Here is a 17,315-nt window from a genome sequence, read left to right on the forward strand (position 1 = left end):
CGGCCAAGGCGACCAAGCGCCGCTGGCGGCGCGTTGGCTGAGGGCGGCCAGTTGCCCGTCACCGTGTAAAAACAGCGGCATAGAACGATTTGATGAATCGGCCTGGCAGCAGAAGCGCAAGGCCGCGGAAATACGGCGCACTGGAATGCCGCATTCCTGAGACGCCTATGTGCCGCAGAAGGTGCGCTGGACTTCCTCTCCCGGGCTCGGCGGAGCCTGGTAGCGGGCAAACTGCGCCTGGTCGGCATAGGGGTTGGCGGTAACTTCGACCAGGGCCTCAAAGAGCGAGAAGTCCGCATCCTCGGTCGCGGCCGCGATCGCCTCTTCGATCCGGTGGTTACGCGGAATAAAGGCCGGGTTGACCGCCATCATCGCGGTCGCGCGTTCATCCGGCGTCGCCTTCTCGCGGCTGAGACGCTGACGCCACTCTTGCAGCCACGGCCCGATTGCCCCGGTAGAGGCAAAGGTCGAGGCGAGTGCGGCATCGGCGGCCGGGTCGCGGGCGCTGTCGCACAGCCGCCGGAAGGTGAGGGTGAAATCCGCTTCCCCCTGATGCATGGCCGTCAGCAGCGCCTGCAACAGGTCGAGGTCTCCCTTTTCGCTCATGGCCAATCCGATCTTGCGCCGCATGCCATCCAGCCAGTGGCGCTGGAAGATCGCGCCGTACTCGCCGAGCGCATCATTGGCCAGTTCCACCGCCGTATCCTGGTTGTCGTCGAAGAGCGGCACCAGGGTTTCTGCCAGGCGCGCCAGGTTCCATTGCCCGATCGCCGGCTGGCTCGCATAGGCATAACGACCGATCTGATCGATCGAGGAAAACACCTTCTTGGGATCATAGGCATCGAGGAAGGCGCAAGGGCCGAAGTCGATTGTCTCGCCCGAGATCGTCATGTTGTCGGTGTTCATCACGCCATGAATGAAGCCGACGTGCAGCCAGCGCGCGATCAGCTCCGCCTGGCGCGCGGTAACCGCCTTGTAGAAGGCAAGATAGGGCCGTTCAGCGTCCCTGACCTCAGGGTAGTGGCGATCGATCGCGTAGTCGGCAAGCACCTTCACCGACTCCATATCGCCGCGCGCTGCGAAAAATTGGAACGTGCCGACGCGCATATGGCTTGCCGCGACCCGCGTTACGATGGCGCCCGGCAGGATCTGTTCGCGATAGACCGGTTGCCCGGTGACGACGGCGGCAAGCGCCCGTGTCGTCGGAATGCCGAGCGCGTACATCGCCTCGCTGACGATGTACTCGCGCAAGACTGGACCGAGTGCCGCGCGCCCGTCGCCGCGCCGTGAGAAGGGGGTCTGGCCCGGTCCTTTGAGCTGGATGTCGCGCCGCTTCCCGTTGCGGTCGATCACCTCGCCAAGGAGGATCGCCCGGCCATCACCGAGTTGCGGCACGAAGGTGCCGAACTGGTGGCCGGCATAAGCCATGGCAAGCGGATCGGCACCGGCGGGAAGGCGGTTGCCCGAAAAGATCTCGGCGCCCTCGCGTTCGAGCGTCGCCACGTCGAGACCGAGCTCCTCGGCCAATGGCTTGTTGAGCTTGATCAGCCAGGGCTCCGCCACCGGAGTGGGCGCGACGCGCGCGAAGAACTGCTGCGGCAGGCGCGCGTAGCTGTTGTCGAAGGCAAAGGCTTCGGCATTTCCGGTCGGCGAGGGGGGAACGTAATTCATGACAGGGCGGTCAACGGCCTTTGCCGGGATGTCCGGCTGCCGTCCTTTCCGTTCAAGTCTACACAAACACTGTGGCTTTCGCGAGGGTGTCGACGAGAAGGCGCCCTCCCGCAATTGCTTGCGAGAGGGCCGGGAGGGCGAGGCCCCGCGCCTCAGGCGCTAAGCGCCGTCGGTGGAAGGCAGGCCTCGCAGATTGCCGCGATGTGGCGATGGTCGGTGCCGCAGCAACCGCCAAGAATGCGCAATCGTGGCAAATGCGTCGTCAGTGTTCGATAACGCTGGCCGAGGTCGAGGGGATCCCCGGCATCCAGGATTTCGCTGTTGTCGAGCTCGGCATGGCTCATCCTGGAAGCGTTGGCTCGAATACCGGCAATGCGCTGCGCCCAGGCGCTCCCTGTATCGAGGCTGGTCTCGAAATGATCGGGGTGGGCACAGTTGATCATGTAGTAGTGCGGATAGCCGCCGGTCGCCGCATCAACGGTCTCGATCGCGGCCCGAAGGGTTCGGCCGTCTGGGAGCCGGCCGTCGGTTTCCACCGTGAAGGCAATCGAGCAGGGCATGCCATGGCTCTGGGCCGCCCGGGCAATGCCGGTCGCCTCGTCGATGCTGGTCAGCGTATAGGCGCCGACGATATCGGCGTCACTGGCGGCAAAGGCGGAGATCTGTGGTCCGTGATAATCCTCGGCCTCATCCGCGCTCATGCGGCCCAGGCGATAGCCGTCGCCGCGCGGCCCGATGGCGCCGCTAAGCACGATCGGCGCTTGCGGACGTTCGTACTCGGCGCGCAGTTCCGCCAGCATGTAGATGGCGTTCTGGTTGACCTCGGCCAGGGCCGCGGCGTCATAGCCGAGCTTCACGCCCCAATCGGCGCTGGCGCGCCAGGTGGGTGTGTCGAGCACGAAACCGGTGCCGTGCTGCTGTGCAATTGCGAGATATCGCTTGTAGTAGTCGAGCAAGCGCCGGCGCCCGTCCGCCGTCGAAATGAGCACGAAGGCGGCAAAATGCGGGAGGGAGATGCCCTCATGAAAGATCAGCGTCGTTTCGATGCCACCGTCACTCAGGAACAGTCCACCCTTCAAGAGCGGCAGGCTGCGTCTGTATTTGGCCATATCGGTCTCCACCGGTTCAGTCTTGGCTGAAGGGCCCGCGGATGCCTCCAACACCGCAGAACCAAGTAAATTTCTGCCTTATGATCATCTTCTAAACTAGACGACTTGCGGTATACTATTGCTAATATACTAAATTAGTGTCGAAAAATCAGTGACTTACTGGCTTGCAGCCGCCGCTGCGCTAGGAGCTGGCCGCCGAGTAATTGCTGGAAACCGTACCAATGGTAGGGAGCAGCTAATGCGAAAGGGTGAGGAAACGCGCGCCAGAATCCTCGACGTCGCCGAGGCGGCGGTGCTTGCCAAGGGTTTCGGCGCGACTTCGATCGACGAGCTGATCGCCGAGACCGGCATCACCAAGAGCGGATTCTTCTACCATTTCCGCGACAAGAACGAACTCGCGCGGGCTCTGCTCGAGCGCTACATCGAGAACGACGAGCGCATCTACGACGAGATCTTCGGCCGCGCCCATCAATTGTCAGACGACCCGCTGCAGGCTTTTCTTCTGGGACTGAAGATGCTGTCGGAAATTCTCGCTGACCTGCCGAACGGCCATCCCGGCTGCCTGGTCGCGGTCATGTGCACGCAGGAGCGTGCTTTCGATCGCGAGATCCAGGAGATCAACCGGCAGGCGGCGCTGATGTGGCGTCGGCGTTTCGGCACGATGTTCGAGGCGATCATGCAAGTCTACCGGCCACGCGAGCCGCTCGACGTCGACCAGCTGGCCGATATGGTTTCGACCGTGCTTGAAGGCGGCATCATCCTGTCGAAGGCGCTGAAGCAGCCTGAAAGCCTGCCGCAGCAGCTGCTCGTACTCCGATCCTTCGTCCGGCTGCTTTTCCAGCCGGCAGCCTGAGCAATTCCAGGAAAAGTGTGACGCGGTTTTCCGTCCGGAATGGCGCCTTGCGGTGCGTCAGCCTTCCATCTCAAGCGCCAAGGCAGCAAGCTTGCGCACCGTGTTGAGGTTGCGCGCGGTGCCTGGCTTGGCGGCCGGCAGCTTGAACTTCGAACGGCCGGAGCCGTTCGGGAAGTGGATATAGATCTCAGCTCCGGCAACCTGGGCTTCTTCGCCATCGGGTGCCACGAGTTTGTCGAGCGCGTCTGATGGTGCCGGCTCGCGCAGGAAAACGACAAGCAGCAGATTTGGCTTGGCGTCCGGGAAGGGGGCCTGATCGGCGATCGCCTGCAATTGCGCGCCGGTCCTGATCATCACGCCTGGCGCCTTACCGAGCTTTTCCTGAAGTGCGCTGTCCAGCATTGCCGCCGCGTCTGCCGCCGGCAGATCGGAGCGGAACAGCACGTTGCCGCTCTGGATGTAGGTCTTGACGTCGGCAAAGCCGAGCCCTTCGCAGATCGTTTTGAGGTCGGCCATTGGAAGCGATCCCGTACCACCGACGTTGACGGCTCGCAGCAGGGCGACGTGGACGGGCATGGCGGGACCTTTCACCTCAGGTAGCAACGGGATGAGAAAAACCGCAAACAGGTTTCCTCATCCCGATCCGTTTACATCTTGCCGGCGACCTTGATGGCAAAGGCGTATTCGAAGGCGATCTCCTCGAGCCGCTGGAAGCGACCCGAAGCGCCGCCATGGCCGGCGTCCATGTTCGTCTTCAACAGGATCGGCGCGCTGCCCGTCGTCTTCTCGCGCAGCCGCGCGACCCACTTCGCCGGCTCCCAATAGGTGACGCGCGGATCGGTGAGACCGCCGAGCGCCAGGATCGCGGGATAGGACTTCGCCTCGACATTGTCGTAGGGCGAGTAGCCGGCGATGATGTCGTAGAACTCGCGGCTCTCGATCGGGTTGCCCCATTCCGGCCATTCCGGCGGGGTCAACGGCAGGGTGTCGTCGAGCATGGTGTTGAGCACGTCGACGAAGGGTACGGCCGCGATAATGCCGGTGAACTTCTCCGGCGCCATATTGGCGATCGCGCCCATGAGCATGCCGCCGGCGGAGCCGCCTTCTGCGACGATCTTCGCGTAGGACGTGAACTTCTGCTGATTCAGATAGTCAGCGGCCGCTATGAAATCCTTGAAGGTATTGGTCTTCTTTGCCATCTTGCCGTCTTCGTACCAGGCAAAGCCGCGATCCTTGCCGCCGCGGATATGGGCGATGGCATAGACGAAGCCGCGATCGGCCAGCGACAGGCAATTGGTGTTGAAGCCGGCCGGAATGGTGATGCCGTAGGCGCCATAGCCATAGAGCAGGCAGGGCGCCGAACCGTCGAGCGGCGTGTCCTTGCGGTAAAGCAGCGTCACCGGCACTTCGGTGCCATCCCAGGACGGCGCGAAGACGCGGCGGGTGACATAGTCGTCCGGGTTGTGGCCCGAAGGCACTTCCTGGGTTTTCAAGAGCGTGCGCGCGCGCGTCGCCATGTCGTAGTCGAAGAGCTGCGACGGCGTGGTCATCGACGAGTAGGAGAAGCGGATGACGTCGGTGTCGTATTCGGCAGCACCGGAAAGGCCGAGCGAATAGGCCTCTTCGGCAAAGGCGATCGCGTGCTCTTCGCCGGTCTTGCGGTCGCGGATGACGATCTCCGGCAGGCCTTCGCGGCGCTGCAGCCAGACGAGGTGGCGGGCATAGGCCATGTGGCTGAGGATCAGTGTGCCGGGCTTATGCGGCACCACCTCGCGCCAATTCTCCTTGCCCGGTGCCGTGACCGGCGCTTCGACGATCTTGAAGTCCTTGGCGCCGTCGGCATTGGTGAGGATGTAGAAGACGTCGCCGCCTTCGGTCATCGCGTATTCGAGCCCGGTGACGCGCTCGGCGACGAGCTTCGGCTCAGCCGTCAGATCCTTGGTCGAGAGCAACCGGTATTCGCTCGTCTCGTGATCGTGGATGTCGATGTAGATGAAATCGTCGAGCAGCGAGCCCCCGACCGACATGAAGAAGCCGGGATCCGTCTCCTCGAAGACCAGCCGGTCGTCGGTCTGGGCGGTGCCGAGGATATGGTGGAAGATCTTCGACGGGCGGTGGTTGTCGTCGAGCACTGTGTAGAAGAAGCTCTTGCCATCGGGCGCCCAGGCGCCGCCGCCGCCGGTGTTCTCGATCACGTCTGCCAGGTCTTCGCCCGTTGCGAGGTCGCGCACCCGAAGCGTGAAATACTCCGAACCCTTGTCGTCATAGCCCCAGATGCCGAGGCTATGGTCGGTCGAATGGTCGAGCCCGCCAAGGCGGAAATAGGCCTTGCCTTCGGCTTCCTTGTCGCCGTCGAGCAGCAATTGCCGGATCGCCTCGTCCTTGTGGTCGCCGTCACGGGGAATGCGGAAGTAACGCGGCTGCTCGCCGCCGGTGACATAGGCATGGCCGTAGGCGAAGGGACCGTCCTTGACCGGGATCGAGCTGTCGTCCTCCTTGATCCGGCCGCGCATCTCGGCAAACAGCGTCTTCTGAAGAGCCTTGGTGTCATCCATCGCCGCGTTCATGTAAGCGTTTTCGGCCTCCAGATGCTTGCGGATATCAGGATCGAGGATCGAGGGATCCTTGAACATCGCCTGCCAATTGTCCGCGCGCAGCCAGGCATAGTCGTCGGTGCGGGTAATGCCGTGGCGCGTGTCGCTGACCGGCTTCTTTGCGGCGACGGGAGCTTTGGGGAGGTTGCTGAATACGGACAAGATACGTCTCCGGGATCAATGCGGCGGGAGACAATGAGATAGAGACCCTGTCGAAAGCGATCAAGCGCAATCGAGCTGCGCGCGGATCACCGCGGCATCGGGTGGGCGGCTGCCCCTTCCATCGTGGTGGGTAGGGGCAGCGTGTTGCTACGATTTTTCGCCGACCTTTCGCCGGTACGCATCAACCGGCGATCCACCGACGCCCCAGTCTTCGAGCGCCACTTCGTCGATGACAACGAAGGTGGTGGCCGGATCCTTGTTGAGCACGGTGTGAAGGAGATCGGTGACGCCCTTGATCAGGGTTGCTTTCTGCTCGGGGGTTGCACCCTCGCGGGTGATCTTGATGTTTACGTAGGGCACAAGCTTCTCCTATTGCGCGGATGGGATGTCGTAATGGAAGACCTTGGCGATGATCTGCCAGCGGCCGTCAAGAAAGACCAGGGACAAAAAGTCGGTGAAGGCCTTCTCGCCGATGGCGCATTGCACCTTGGCAAATGCGGTTACGGGGCCTGCGAACTCGATGGAAAGAATACGGTCGATGCGCGCTTCGTCTCGGCTTTCGGGCGAGGGACGTTTTTCGACGATCGGAAAGTACCTGTTCATGTCGAGTTCGAGCAGGGTTCCGTCCGTTGCTGTGGCATAGAGCGCCTTCGGGTGGAAGACTTGCCTGAGAATGTCGGTGTCGCTGCGATAGAGCCCGTCGAAGTAGCGTTGCAGGACGTCGACGATGGCTGCGAACTGCGGATCCTTCGGTGACGCGCTCATGCCGCGACCAGGCCTTCCGCCTGCATTGCGCTGCGCACGGCAGGACGTGTGCCGATCCGTTGCATGTAGGCTGCGAGATGCGGCCATTGCATGAGCGCGATCCCGGTGCCGCTGCTCCAGTTGACGACCGTGAAGAGATAGGCGTCGGCGACGGAGAAGACCTCCCCGAGCAGGTAAGGGCGCCCGTCCGCGAGCAGGCTTTCGACATGGGTCAAGCGTTTCGCCACCTGCAGCGTGGCTGCCTCCTTTGCATCGGGGGATGCGGTCGGGTCGAACAGCGGCGAGAAGGCCTTGTGCAGTTCCGATGAGATGAAGTTCAACTGTTCCTGAAGGCGGGTGCGCGCCAGCGTGCCGTTTTCAGGCGCAAGTTTCGCCGCCGGAAAGCGATCGGCGATGTACTGCACCACAGCAGCACCTTCGGTAACGACCTCGCCGCTTTCCAGCACCAGCGTCGGTACGTAGCCCTTGGGGTTGACCGCCTTGTAATCCGCACCCGTCTCGGTGCGATGAGTCTTGGTATCGACCCGGACGATCTCGAAATCGGCACCGGCCTCGTGCAGGCTGATATGGGGGGAAAGCGAACAGGCGCCGGGGGCGTAATAGAGCTTCATCATCTGGTTCCTTCTGAAATGATTGTCCGTTTGTCGAGGACGGCGGAACCTAAGCGGAAGCGGTAACCTTTGTATATCAGATAACCTTATGTTACCTACCTTTCCGGTTTCCCCGCGGTAACTGGAAAGTTTTGCGCATGAGCTTGAAAATTCGGAAAAATCGGGCCGCGGCCTTGCCGCCGAACTGCCCGGTCGGCGAGTGCATGGTGCTACTCGGCGGCGCATGGACGCCGAACATCCTCTGGTCCTTGAGCGCCGGGCCGCGCCGCTTCAGCGAACTGAGGATCGACGTGCCCGGTATTTCGGCAAAGGTGCTGAGCACTCGGTTGAAGGAACTTGAGGAGAAGGGTGCTGTCGAGCGGCGGATCATGCCGACGTCGCCGCCTTCCGTGGAATACAGCCTCAGTGAGCTCGGCGCGGAGTTCATCCCGGCCATCCATGCCATCGTCGAGGTCGGCTATCGGCTGAAGCAGCGGCGAGGCGTCGAGGTCGTGCGCAAGGAAACGGCTGCCGCTCCGGTCCCGGTCACCGGTGGGTAAGACCTACCAGCGCCCCTTCAGGCTCTGCATCGCATGCTCGATGAACGCGCGCACCTTCGGCGTTTGCGCCTGGCGGTCGGCAAAGCAGGCATAGAAATCGAAGGGCTCGTGGTCGGTGCTGGCCAATCCCTCCTGCGGCAGTTCGCCGAACAGCGGCACCACCAGCCCGCGTTCGATCAGCGGCGCTGCGATGAAGGCGCCGAGCCGGGTGATGCCGGCGCCGGCGATCGCCATCTCGGCGAGCGTGTCGATATCGTTGCTGACGATCGTCGCCTTCAGTTCCGGCTCGAAGCGCAGGCCGTCGCGGGTAAACGCCCAGCGAAAGATCCGGCCATGCCCCGCATAGCGGTAGACGAGGCAATCGTGGTGCACGAGATCTTCGGGTTGCTGCGGGCGGCCGCGTCGCTCCAGATAGGAGGGGGCTGCGCAGATGATCATCGGCACCGAGGCCAGCTTGCGGGCAATCAGCCCCTGTTCCAGCTGCAGGCCGAAGCGCACGCTGATGTCGATGCCTTCGCCGATATGATCGATCTCGCGGTCGGTGACGACGAGCTCGATCGAGACATCCGGATACCGGGCGGCGAAGGAGGGGACGAGCGGCGCCACCACATGACGACCGAAGGCGACGGATGAGGCGATCTTGAGCGGCCCGCGCGGCTCGGTGCTGAGTGCCGAAACGGCGGCGGCTGCAAGCTCCAGCTCGTGTACGACGCCGCGCACCCTCTCGTAGTAAATCCGCCCGCTCTCGGTCAGGCCCAACTGGCGCGTGGTGCGGCTGAGCAGCCGGCTGCCGAGCGTTCGCTCCAGGCGGGCGATGTTCTGGCTCGCGGAAGCGGGTGTAATCCCGAGCTTTCGTGCCGCCGCGGCGATGCTGCCTTCCTCGACGCTCCTGACGAAACTCTCGACGCCGCGCAAAGTGTCCATAACCCAAACCATCGAATAGAAACATCTATTCGATGGTTTTGCCTGTTTCTGAACAAGGCTGCAATGGCCTACTTGGCTGCGACGCGATCCGTATAGTGCGGCCAGAAACGAGGGGGTGGTCCCCTCGATCAAACCAGGAGACTTCTGATGGAAGACACCCTATCGGCGCCGCGGCTCGCGCGCAGCCGCAAGCTGCCGCCGCGTGCGGCCCCCGTTGCCTTCGCCTTCTTCATGTCGGCGATCATGGCGTTTCTGATGTGCTGCGTCATCGTCGGCGTCAACACCGGCATCGACGCCGGCTACCCGGCCCGCGTGCTCGGTTCATACGCGCTCGCCATGCCCGTCGCCTTCGTCTGCGTGCTCATGGTCCGCCCCGTGGTCGCGCGGCTGGTCGGCGTCGTCTGCCGCCTGCCGGGCTGACAAGACCCCGTCCCGGAAAACCGGGACGGGCGGCGTGCCCACGTCGTCATGGGATAAGGGGCGCTCTCGTCGTGAAATCCATTCAGTTGCAATTCAGCCGAGGGGTCGCATTCTGTTTTCTGCCGCAACGACTGGCGGTCTGATCAAGGGGCAAGGAGATGGGCATGTTGAACAAGCTGGTGCAGGCGGCCATTCTGGCCGGGGCGCTCTCCGCCGCACTTCCCGCTACCGCAAGCACATTTGTCGCCTGGGAAGTGTCCGGGGTCGACTGGAACGACGTGCTCAACGCGCGCGCCTGGCCATCCTCCTCCTCGGCGATCCGCGCCGGCTATCCCAACGGCACGAAACTGCAGATGACCGGCCGCTGCATGAACGGTGTCGATCTCAAGCGCATCGCCCGCTGGTCGGCTTCCGCCCAGCGCCAGGCCGTGCGGGCCACCTGGTGCCAGATTTGGCACGATCCGCAGCGCAGTGGAAACTGGCAGGAGGGCTGGGTTTACGGCAAGTTCATCCGGCCGGCGCGCTTCTGACACGTTTGGGCGGTGACGATAAAGCGTCGGCGTGGCTGGCAAACAACAGCCCTGGTCGCATACTCCCGTATAAAGCACAGCGTTGCTTTGTTTTATCGGGAGCAGAGGTATCGTGAACAATACCTATGGCAGACTTGCCTCTCATGTTTATAATTTAGACAAATATATTGGAAAGTCTTTCGGCGACATCGAGTATTATCGGCAGAGGCTCGAGGGCTATCGTGGGCCGATCCTCGAACCAGCCGTCGGCAACGGCCGAGCGCTGATCCCGTTGCTGGAGGCCGGTTTCGATGTCTGCGGGTTTGATGCCTCGCAGGACATGCTCGACTATTGTCTCGCCCAATGCGCCGGCCGCGACTTAGCGCCGGCCCTGTCTCGCCAGACCTTCGAGACCTTCACATATGCAAAGCGCTTCGATGCGATTGTCGTGCCCGCCGGTTCGTTGCAGCTGATCGCGGACCATGCAGCGGCATCAGCCGTGCTAAAGCGCTTTTACGATCACCTGGCGCCGGGTGGTCGATTGATCTTCGATCTTTACCCGGGCGACATGGTCGCCGACCTGCAGCCGAATATCCGCAGCTGGCAAACGGAGGCGGGCGACCTTTTGACCCTGACCAGTCAGCGGGTGAGGACCGACATCCTCGGCCAGACGACCGTTTCGCACCTGCGCTACGACCTCTGGCAGGAGGGACGGCTGGCGTCGAGCGAGCTTGAATTCTTCACCATGCGCTGGTGGGGCGTTCAGGAAATGCTGCTGACGCTGCAGGCAGCCGGTTTCGCCGATATCGTCATTTCCGGCGATTATACCTTCGGCCGTGCTCCAAGGGACGGTGACCATGTCGTCACCTTCGAATGCCGACGCCCGGTATAGATCGCGCGGCGAAGCAAACCGGACAAAAGAGCCACGCCCGGTCACCCGGGCGTGGCTTCGGCTATCAGCGGCAACGGGCCGCGGCGTTGCCCTGATCGAGCTTGACGCCGTTGACGGTCAGCACCGAACCCGGCGACTGGGTGATCGTCCCGGCCGACCAGCCGTTGTCGAGCAGGCAATCCTTCGGCGTGTTGCTCACGCTGACATTGCCGGTGATGTCTTCGGTCGGGCCCGAGAAGTAGAGGCCCGCCTTGCCGGCTTTGTCGACGGTCATGTTCTTCAGCACGACGTCGCGCACCGGTCCTCCAAGGAACTCGAACTCGTTGCCGTAGATGAAGGCGCCATAGGTGCCGGCATTCGTTACCTTGACGTCCTCGAGCGAAATCCCCGAGACCGGATTGAAGAAGATGCCGGCGTTGCGGGTACCGTCGACGGTCAGTCCCTTGACGTTGACGTTGGTGGTCGTCGCATCGAGGTTCGGGCTCGAGACCAGCATCAGACCGTTGATGCCGCCAAAGAGCCGCATGTCGTTGATCGCGACGTTGGAGGTGCCCTGCAGCACAACGAGATCCATGTCCCGGTCCTGCTTGGCATTGTCGACCGTTACACGGTTGAGCCTGACTTCCTTGCCGGCGACGAGCAGCACGCCTTCGCGGCGGGAGTTGCTGATCGTCACGTTGTCGAGCGTGACGTTCTGCGTGCCGGTGACCAGTTCGTAGTCTGTCCGTCCGACCTTCCTGAACTCGCCGCCGGCAAAGACCCCATAGGTGACCTTGTCGATGACAGTGTCGCGCACCGTCACGTTTCGGCTGCCGACGGAGCTGACGGCGGCATAGGGCGCCTTGTTGGGGTTGTAGATCGAGAATTCGCAGGTCGTGTTGTTCTCGCAAATGTAGAGGTCGTGGATGCGGCTGTCCTGAACCAGCGCGCCATTAACGCGCGTGAAGCGAATGCCGTCGTGGTTGGTGGCGGCAATGTCGACCTTGTCGACGGTGACATCTGCGGCGTTCGTGGCCGAAATGCCGGCTAGGCCGCCGCGGACCGAAAGCGACGAGATGGTACCGCCGGACGCCATGGCAATCACGTCCTCGGCGGGGTTGTAGCCGGTGATCGTGGTGGCCGCACCCTGATTGACGAAGGTTGCGGTCGCGCCGCTGCGCGCGCCGCTAACGGCAATTGCGCCGCCGCCGCCAAGGAGTGTCTGGTCGTTGCCGAGCGCGAGTGTGCGGTCGAGACCGAGGTTGCCGTCCGCGAGGATCAGCGCGTCGGCGCCGGCAGCCCCGATCAGGGCGTTGATGTCGGAGGCATTGCCGGAAGCCGAGGAAACGGTCACCACCCGGCCGGCGTTACGGCCGGTGCCGGCAAGCTGCGCGGCCTCGACATCGCCGGTGGCGCCCGCATGGGTGCGGATGCGGGTGGCGCGCTCGACACGCTGGGTCATCGGATCGAAGGCGTCGGCGGTCGAGCCGGTCGCGCCGAACGGGATGCGCAGCCGTGCCATGACGGCGCCCTTCAGCTTGTCCTCGTTGTCATAGGTGCCGGTCACGTCGAGCGAGACGGTCGATCCCTCGGAAAGGCCCGGCAGGTCGGCAAAGGTCAGTTCCGCACGCAGCTTGGCGCCGAACATGTCGCCGAGGTTGCGGCCGCCATACCAGTAGCTGCCGCCGAAAACCTTCAGCTGAACGTTGGAGTCTTCCGCAAAGACAGGCAGGAGCCCGCCGATTTCGGCGTCGATGCCGCGTCGCGCCCGTTCCTTGCCTTCCTGGAAGACGAGCACGTGGTCGCGCACATAGGCGGCATTGAAGGCGCTCAGCGTCTTGGCGCCGGTCAAAGGCAGATAGAAGTTGCTGCGCATTTCGAGGTCACCGCTGAGCGCCTCGAGGCCGAAGGACAGCTGGCTGAAGGCGTTGCCGTGGTCGCTCTTCAGATAGTCGTAGTAGCCGTAGCCGCCGATGACCCATTGGTCGTTGGCGCGGAAACGATAGCCCACGCCGACGGAGCCCTGGCGGACGGAATCGTTGGCAATGGCCCCGCGTGTATCGATGAAAATCGCATCGCCCGAATCGAGCACGAAGGGGAGGAAAAAGCCGCCGCCGGCAGCTGACCCGCCGCTGAAGAAGCCGCCTTCGATTTCCGCCTGCGGACGAAAATCCACCGCCAGCGCGGGGCTCGAAAGAAGGGTGCTGCTCGCCAGGGCAGCCGCAAGAAAATTCTTATTTTTCATATTATTAACTCCGCATGAATGCGACCTTGGGCGAGGCCGATTGGGCATGCGGTTAAAATATGTGAGTATAATACTCAAGTTTATTGATCGGTTGTCTGGGAACTATCCAGCGGCGTGTTGACGCAGGCCGCCCGCGCGGGAACGAGCGGCCATCGTCCGGGTTAGGTCAGGCCCTGAGAGCCTCGGCATTGTCCTTGGCGTAGGTTTCCAGGCTACGCGGCTCGTGGCCTGTCAATATCTTTACGTCGCCGGTAGGGTTTTCCACCCAGCCTTCGCGCACGGGATGGAAGATCGACGCGAGGAAGCGGGCGTAGTCCTCGGGCACCCCGGCGCCGACCAGCACGCCGACGAAGGTCTCGTCATCGATAGGCGTGTAGGCGATGGGCTTAACGGTCACGCGTGACAGGATCGCTGCCGCCTCGCCGTAGCTCAGCGCTTCCGGCCGGTGAGGTTGAAGGCGCGGCCGTTGAAGGCTTCGCTGGTCAACGCTGCCACGATGCTTTCGGCAATGTCGCGTGTATCGATGAAGCTCGTCCTGCCTTCGGCCGCCGGAACCGCGATCGCGCCGTGGCGGATACCCTCGATCCAGTAGCTCTGGAAATTGTCGGAGAACCAGTTTGGCCGGAGGATGACGAAGGGTGTTCCGGTTTTCTCGAGCTGCAGCTCAAGTTGGCGATAGGGGATGTTGTCGTCCGCATCGACGCCGATGACGGTCATCAGCACGACCTTGATGCCGCGCGCGGCAGCGGCGGCCATGATCGGTCCGACCAGCCCGACCGGGTCGAGATATCCCGCCGGTGTCAGAACGAACAGGCGGTCGACGCCGTCGAGCGCCGGGCCAAAGGTCGTGGCATCCTCGTAGTCGAAGGCGACGGCTTCCGCGCCATCAACGGCTGTCGCCTTTCGGGACGCAGCCCTGACCGTTTCGCCACGCGCGACCAGCGCCCGTACCACCTTGCTGCCGATCGTCCCGTTCGATCCAAGAACCAGAATCTTGCCTGCCATCACCGTTATCCTAAGTATCCAAATGAAACCATGTTGCGGATGGATACTGGATATTGGTCCGGGAAAATGCTGTAAAGGAGGCAGTTTTTGGTGACATGGTTTCCGCCCGGAAACCGCGATGGGGTGCCCGATGGAGTACGACGTCTATATCCAGACCTGTCCGACCCGCCTGGTGCTGGACAGGCTTGCCGACAAATGGGCCGTGCTGGTGCTTGGAAAGCTCGATGAACAGCCGGTGCGCTTCAACCAGTTGAAGCGCGAGATCGACGGCATCTCGCAGAAGGTGCTGTCGCAGACCCTGAAGAAGCTGGAGCGGGACGGGCTCGTCAGCCGCAGCGTCTTTGCGACGGTGCCGGTGACCGTGGAATATGCGATCACTCCGCTCGGTCGCACGCTGACCTCGACGGTCGCGGCGCTGACGCGCTGGGCGGAGGAGAACATCGAGGCTGTGCTGCAAGCCCAGCAAAAATACGACCGCAGCGCCTGAGGCGGCTGCGGCCGGCAAGTTTGCCACTGGCGCAAAGGCGCCTGTGGCCTGGGAGAGAGGATCAGGCGACGAGCTTGAGGCCGATGCCCCAGGGGTCGACGAGGCTGTGGCCATTGCCGTTGCGGCTGACAGCGATTTCCAGCGTATCGAGCTTCGCGAGCGCCGCTGTGAGCTCGCCCGGCTCCTTGTACTGGATCGTATAATCCGAAAGTCCGGTCATGTGGCCTTCGCGCTTCGGCGCACCCCGCGAGTTCCAGATATTGGCGGCGACGTGATGGTGGTACTTGCCCGCGCCGAAGAAGCTCGCGCCGGGATAGCGTGCCATCAGCCCCAGGCCCAGCACGTCGCGGAAGAAAGCATCGGCCTGAGGAATATCGGACACCTGCAGATGGATATGGCCGATGGCCGTCCCGTCCACCATGCCGCCCCAATTGTCCTTGGGTGCTTCGTCGTAGAGCGCCTGCAGATCGAGCGGCAGCGTATCCATGCCGACGGTCCCATCCGGCTTAAACGTCCATTCGCTCCGCGGTCGGTCGCGATAGACTTCGATGCCGTTGCCTTCCGGATCGGCGAGGTAAATCGCCTCGCTGACCAGGTGGTCGGACGCGCCCTGCAGCCTGATATTGTTGTGCGCGATATGGGCGAGCCAGCGGCCGAGTTCTTCGCGGCTCGGAACAAGAAAGGCGTTGTGGAAGAGGCCAGGCGCGTTGCGTGGCGCCCGCGCGGCGTTGCCTTCGGTCGTCAGCGTCAGCAGCGGGTGGCCATTGACGCCCAGCGTCTCGCCGCTCTTGCTCGCTTCGATCGGGCTCAGGCCCATGATCTTCTGATACCAGGCGGACACGGCCGGCAGATCCTGGACGACCAGATGCGCATGCTCGACATGCGCGGGCATGGCAAGCGCATGGTCGGTTGGCATGTCGAAAGTCTCCTGCGAGGTCATGTCTGTCTCCTTGGCATCGAAGCTACGGCCGGTTCGCCGTTTCAGTTTCATCGAAACTGTTGGGAATATGGGCCGCCTCGTTCGTTCACGGAAGCCTGTCAGTCACTTGATGTTGTGTTCGACGCGCGTTGACAGTGGTTGTCGTCGCCCTACCTCATTTCGAGTGGGGCCGTGCGCGCGCAGCGCTTTCGATTTGATTTCAATCAAAGCCGAAGATGCCGTCGAGGCGCAATCTTGAGACGAGGGATTGGCCTGTGGCAACAGCCTGGCGATCCGCGTGGGCAACAGAAGGAGTACAGCATGTACAAGAAGATCATCGTCCCGATTGCCATGGATCAGCTCGAACACGGCGAGTCCGTGCTCGGCATTGCCGAAAAGCTGATCGATGAGGGGGGCGAGATTATCCTGCTCAACGTCGTCGAGGATCTGAACGCCTATGCGCAAGGCTACATGATCGTGGATTTCCCGCTGGAGATGGTCGAGGAATCCCGAAAGCAGGCGTTAAAGACGCTCGAGGCGCTCAAAACCAAGCATGGGATCAAGGGCCGCATCGAAATCCGCACCGGCGGGGCCGCCGGCACCATTAACGCCCTTGCCAGCGAAGAAAACGCCGATCTCGTCATCATCGCGTCCCATCGGCCGGGTCTCATCGACTACTTCATCGGATCGACGGCAAGCCGGGTCGTCAGCCATTGCCCCTGCGCCGTTCTCGTCGACCGGTAAGCCACGAACAACAAGAGCGCATGCGGCGCGAGACCTTCGCGCCGCCACCGCCAAGGAGTCTTCAGATGGACAAACATGGGCTTGACGACTTTCACGACCGCCTGACACGCCGCAAGGCGGAGCTGCAGGGGCGTCTGGTCAGGATCGAGCACGATCTCGATGAGCCGATGAACGCTGATGTCCCGGACCGGGTGACCGAGCGGGAAGGGGACGAGGTTCTCGAAGGCCTTGGCCTTGCGGGTCAGGAGGAGATCCGCGCGATCGATGCCGCGCTCGATCGGATCGCCGCCGGCACCTTCGGAACCTGCGTGCGCTGCGGCCTGCCGATTTCGGCGGCGCGCCTGCAGGCTGTGCCTCATGCGCCACTCTGTCAGGAGTGCGCGGCCGAGGTCGCCCGCGGGGGGCGTTGACGTCAGGCGGTCGGACCGCTCGCCAGATCCACTTTCAGTCGGGGAAGGAACCGCCCGGGGATCACGCTCGACGCGACGACCCCGTCATCGACCGCGCCCATGCGGCGGTAAAAGTCGGCAGCGCCGGGATCTGCATCGATCGTCATGACCGTTGCGCCGCGCTTGCGGGCGGCTGCGACGCACCAGTCGAAAAGCTGCCGGCCAATGCCTGCCGCCCGTGCTTCCGGCTCGATGAACAGCTTGTCCAGTTCAACCACCTGTCCGCTCCCGCGGACCTGCGCCAGGCCGAGGATGCGCTCGCCTTCCATGGCGACCTGAAGCTCCGAATCCATCCAGTCGTCGGCTGTGAGCGTCAAAGCCGCCCGGCATGCCTCAAGGAAGGCGGCGTCATAACCCCAAACGGCCTTTGATCGCACGCAGAGGTCGCTGAGCGCGGCCGCCTGATCCGGCTGAGGGCTACGCAAGACTGACATGATG

The 17,315-nt window shown here is 62.9% G+C and carries 19 protein-coding genes and 1 pseudogene; 8 read left to right on the forward strand and 12 right to left on the reverse strand.

The annotated features are described in order from the left end of the window. Positions 1-165: 165 nt before the first annotated feature. Entirely contained in the window at positions 166-1,671 is a 1,506-nt protein-coding gene (locus IB263_RS05005; protein WP_192437810.1) for a YdiU family protein, read from the reverse strand. A gap of 152 nt (positions 1,672-1,823) precedes the next feature. Further along, positions 1,824-2,780 (reverse strand): homocysteine S-methyltransferase family protein, encoded by a 957-nt coding sequence (locus IB263_RS05010; RefSeq protein WP_034789288.1) that lies wholly within the window; start codon positions 2,778-2,780, stop codon positions 1,824-1,826. Positions 2,781-3,018: 238 nt separating this feature from the next. Between IB263_RS05010 and IB263_RS05015 the strand changes: the two genes are divergently transcribed. Next, positions 3,019-3,633, forward strand: coding sequence for a TetR/AcrR family transcriptional regulator (locus IB263_RS05015; protein WP_034789290.1), 615 nt, complete (start codon positions 3,019-3,021; stop codon positions 3,631-3,633). Between the two features lie 57 nt (positions 3,634-3,690). On the opposite strand, the gene IB263_RS05020 is transcribed toward IB263_RS05015, so the two are convergent. The 5 genes from IB263_RS05020 to gstA all read right to left on the reverse strand — a co-directional run bounded on the left by IB263_RS05020 (position 3,691) and on the right by gstA (position 7,768). Next, positions 3,691-4,209 carry a DUF1697 domain-containing protein gene (locus tag IB263_RS05020; protein WP_134886139.1) on the reverse strand — a complete coding sequence of 173 codons (519 nt, stop codon included), beginning with the start codon at positions 4,207-4,209 and terminating at the stop codon, positions 3,691-3,693. Between the two features lie 71 nt (positions 4,210-4,280). Beyond that, the gene (locus IB263_RS05025) at positions 4,281-6,389 is read right to left on the reverse strand and encodes a S9 family peptidase (RefSeq protein ID WP_192437813.1); all 2,109 of its coding nucleotides are present in this window, start codon (positions 6,387-6,389) and stop codon (positions 4,281-4,283) included. Between the two features lie 147 nt (positions 6,390-6,536). After that, complete coding sequence (locus IB263_RS05030) at positions 6,537-6,749, reverse strand: 4-oxalocrotonate tautomerase family protein (RefSeq protein ID WP_192437815.1); 213 nt, start codon at positions 6,747-6,749, stop codon at positions 6,537-6,539. Positions 6,750-6,758: 9 nt separating this feature from the next. Continuing rightward, complete coding sequence (locus tag IB263_RS05035; RefSeq protein ID WP_134886137.1) at positions 6,759-7,154, reverse strand: nuclear transport factor 2 family protein; 396 nt, start codon at positions 7,152-7,154, stop codon at positions 6,759-6,761. Beyond that, on the reverse strand, positions 7,151-7,768 hold the full coding sequence (gene gstA, locus IB263_RS05040) for a glutathione transferase GstA (protein ID WP_371814039.1): 618 nt from the start codon (positions 7,766-7,768) through the stop codon (positions 7,151-7,153). The genes IB263_RS05035 and gstA overlap by 4 nt, the downstream gene beginning before the upstream one ends. Positions 7,769-7,902: 134 nt before the next feature. On the opposite strand from gstA, the gene IB263_RS05045 reads away from it, so the two are divergent. Next, a complete protein-coding gene (locus IB263_RS05045) occupies positions 7,903-8,304 on the forward strand; it encodes a helix-turn-helix domain-containing protein (protein ID WP_060584291.1) in 402 nt (133 codons plus the stop codon). Between the two features lie 3 nt (positions 8,305-8,307). Here the strand turns inward: IB263_RS05045 and IB263_RS05050 are convergent, their stop codons facing one another. Next, the gene (locus tag IB263_RS05050; protein ID WP_192437817.1) at positions 8,308-9,228 is read right to left on the reverse strand and encodes a LysR family transcriptional regulator; all 921 of its coding nucleotides are present in this window, start codon (positions 9,226-9,228) and stop codon (positions 8,308-8,310) included. Between the two features lie 147 nt (positions 9,229-9,375). On the opposite strand from IB263_RS05050, the gene IB263_RS05055 reads away from it, so the two are divergent. From IB263_RS05055 to IB263_RS05065, 3 genes are all read left to right on the forward strand, one after another. After that, on the forward strand, positions 9,376-9,648 hold the full coding sequence (locus IB263_RS05055; protein ID WP_060516228.1) for a DUF2798 domain-containing protein: 273 nt from the start codon (positions 9,376-9,378) through the stop codon (positions 9,646-9,648). A gap of 164 nt (positions 9,649-9,812) precedes the next feature. Beyond that, on the forward strand, positions 9,813-10,178 hold the full coding sequence (locus IB263_RS05060) for a hypothetical protein (protein ID WP_051659157.1): 366 nt from the start codon (positions 9,813-9,815) through the stop codon (positions 10,176-10,178). 112 nt (positions 10,179-10,290) lie between these two features. Next, a complete protein-coding gene (locus IB263_RS05065; RefSeq protein WP_192437819.1) occupies positions 10,291-11,049 on the forward strand; it encodes a class I SAM-dependent methyltransferase in 759 nt (252 codons plus the stop codon). A 64-nt stretch (positions 11,050-11,113) separates the two neighbouring features. On the opposite strand, the gene IB263_RS05070 is transcribed toward IB263_RS05065, so the two are convergent. Both IB263_RS05070 and IB263_RS05075 read right to left on the reverse strand, forming a co-directional pair. After that, the gene (locus IB263_RS05070) at positions 11,114-13,273 is read right to left on the reverse strand and encodes an inverse autotransporter beta domain-containing protein (RefSeq protein WP_192437821.1); all 2,160 of its coding nucleotides are present in this window, start codon (positions 13,271-13,273) and stop codon (positions 11,114-11,116) included. Between the two features lie 166 nt (positions 13,274-13,439). Then, positions 13,440-14,278, reverse strand: a pseudogene (locus IB263_RS05075) (SDR family oxidoreductase). A 118-nt stretch (positions 14,279-14,396) separates the two neighbouring features. Here IB263_RS05075 and IB263_RS05080 point away from each other — a divergent pair. After that, positions 14,397-14,765, forward strand: coding sequence for a helix-turn-helix domain-containing protein (locus IB263_RS05080; RefSeq protein WP_370689517.1), 369 nt, complete (start codon positions 14,397-14,399; stop codon positions 14,763-14,765). Between the two features lie 61 nt (positions 14,766-14,826). Here IB263_RS05080 and IB263_RS05085 read toward each other — a convergent pair whose 3' ends face one another. Continuing rightward, positions 14,827-15,705: a VOC family protein gene (locus IB263_RS05085; protein ID WP_113293433.1), complete on the reverse strand. Its 879-nt coding sequence runs from the start codon at positions 15,703-15,705 to the stop codon at positions 14,827-14,829. Positions 15,706-16,005: 300 nt separating this feature from the next. Here IB263_RS05085 and IB263_RS05090 point away from each other — a divergent pair, with 300 nt between their 5' ends. Continuing rightward, entirely contained in the window at positions 16,006-16,428 is a 423-nt protein-coding gene (locus tag IB263_RS05090; protein ID WP_029742913.1) for a universal stress protein, read from the forward strand. Between the two features lie 65 nt (positions 16,429-16,493). Then, positions 16,494-16,838 (forward strand): TraR/DksA C4-type zinc finger protein, encoded by a 345-nt coding sequence (locus IB263_RS05095; protein WP_029742914.1) that lies wholly within the window; start codon positions 16,494-16,496, stop codon positions 16,836-16,838. A 2-nt stretch (positions 16,839-16,840) separates the two neighbouring features. Here the strand turns inward: IB263_RS05095 and IB263_RS05100 are convergent, their stop codons facing one another. Continuing rightward, positions 16,841-17,311 carry a GNAT family N-acetyltransferase gene (locus tag IB263_RS05100; RefSeq protein WP_029742915.1) on the reverse strand — a complete coding sequence of 157 codons (471 nt, stop codon included), beginning with the start codon at positions 17,309-17,311 and terminating at the stop codon, positions 16,841-16,843. Positions 17,312-17,315 lie beyond the last annotated feature (4 nt).

It is taken from the genome of Ensifer sp. ENS03 (assembly GCF_014852035.1).
GTDB classification, from domain to species: domain Bacteria; phylum Pseudomonadota; class Alphaproteobacteria; order Rhizobiales; family Rhizobiaceae; genus Ensifer; species Ensifer adhaerens.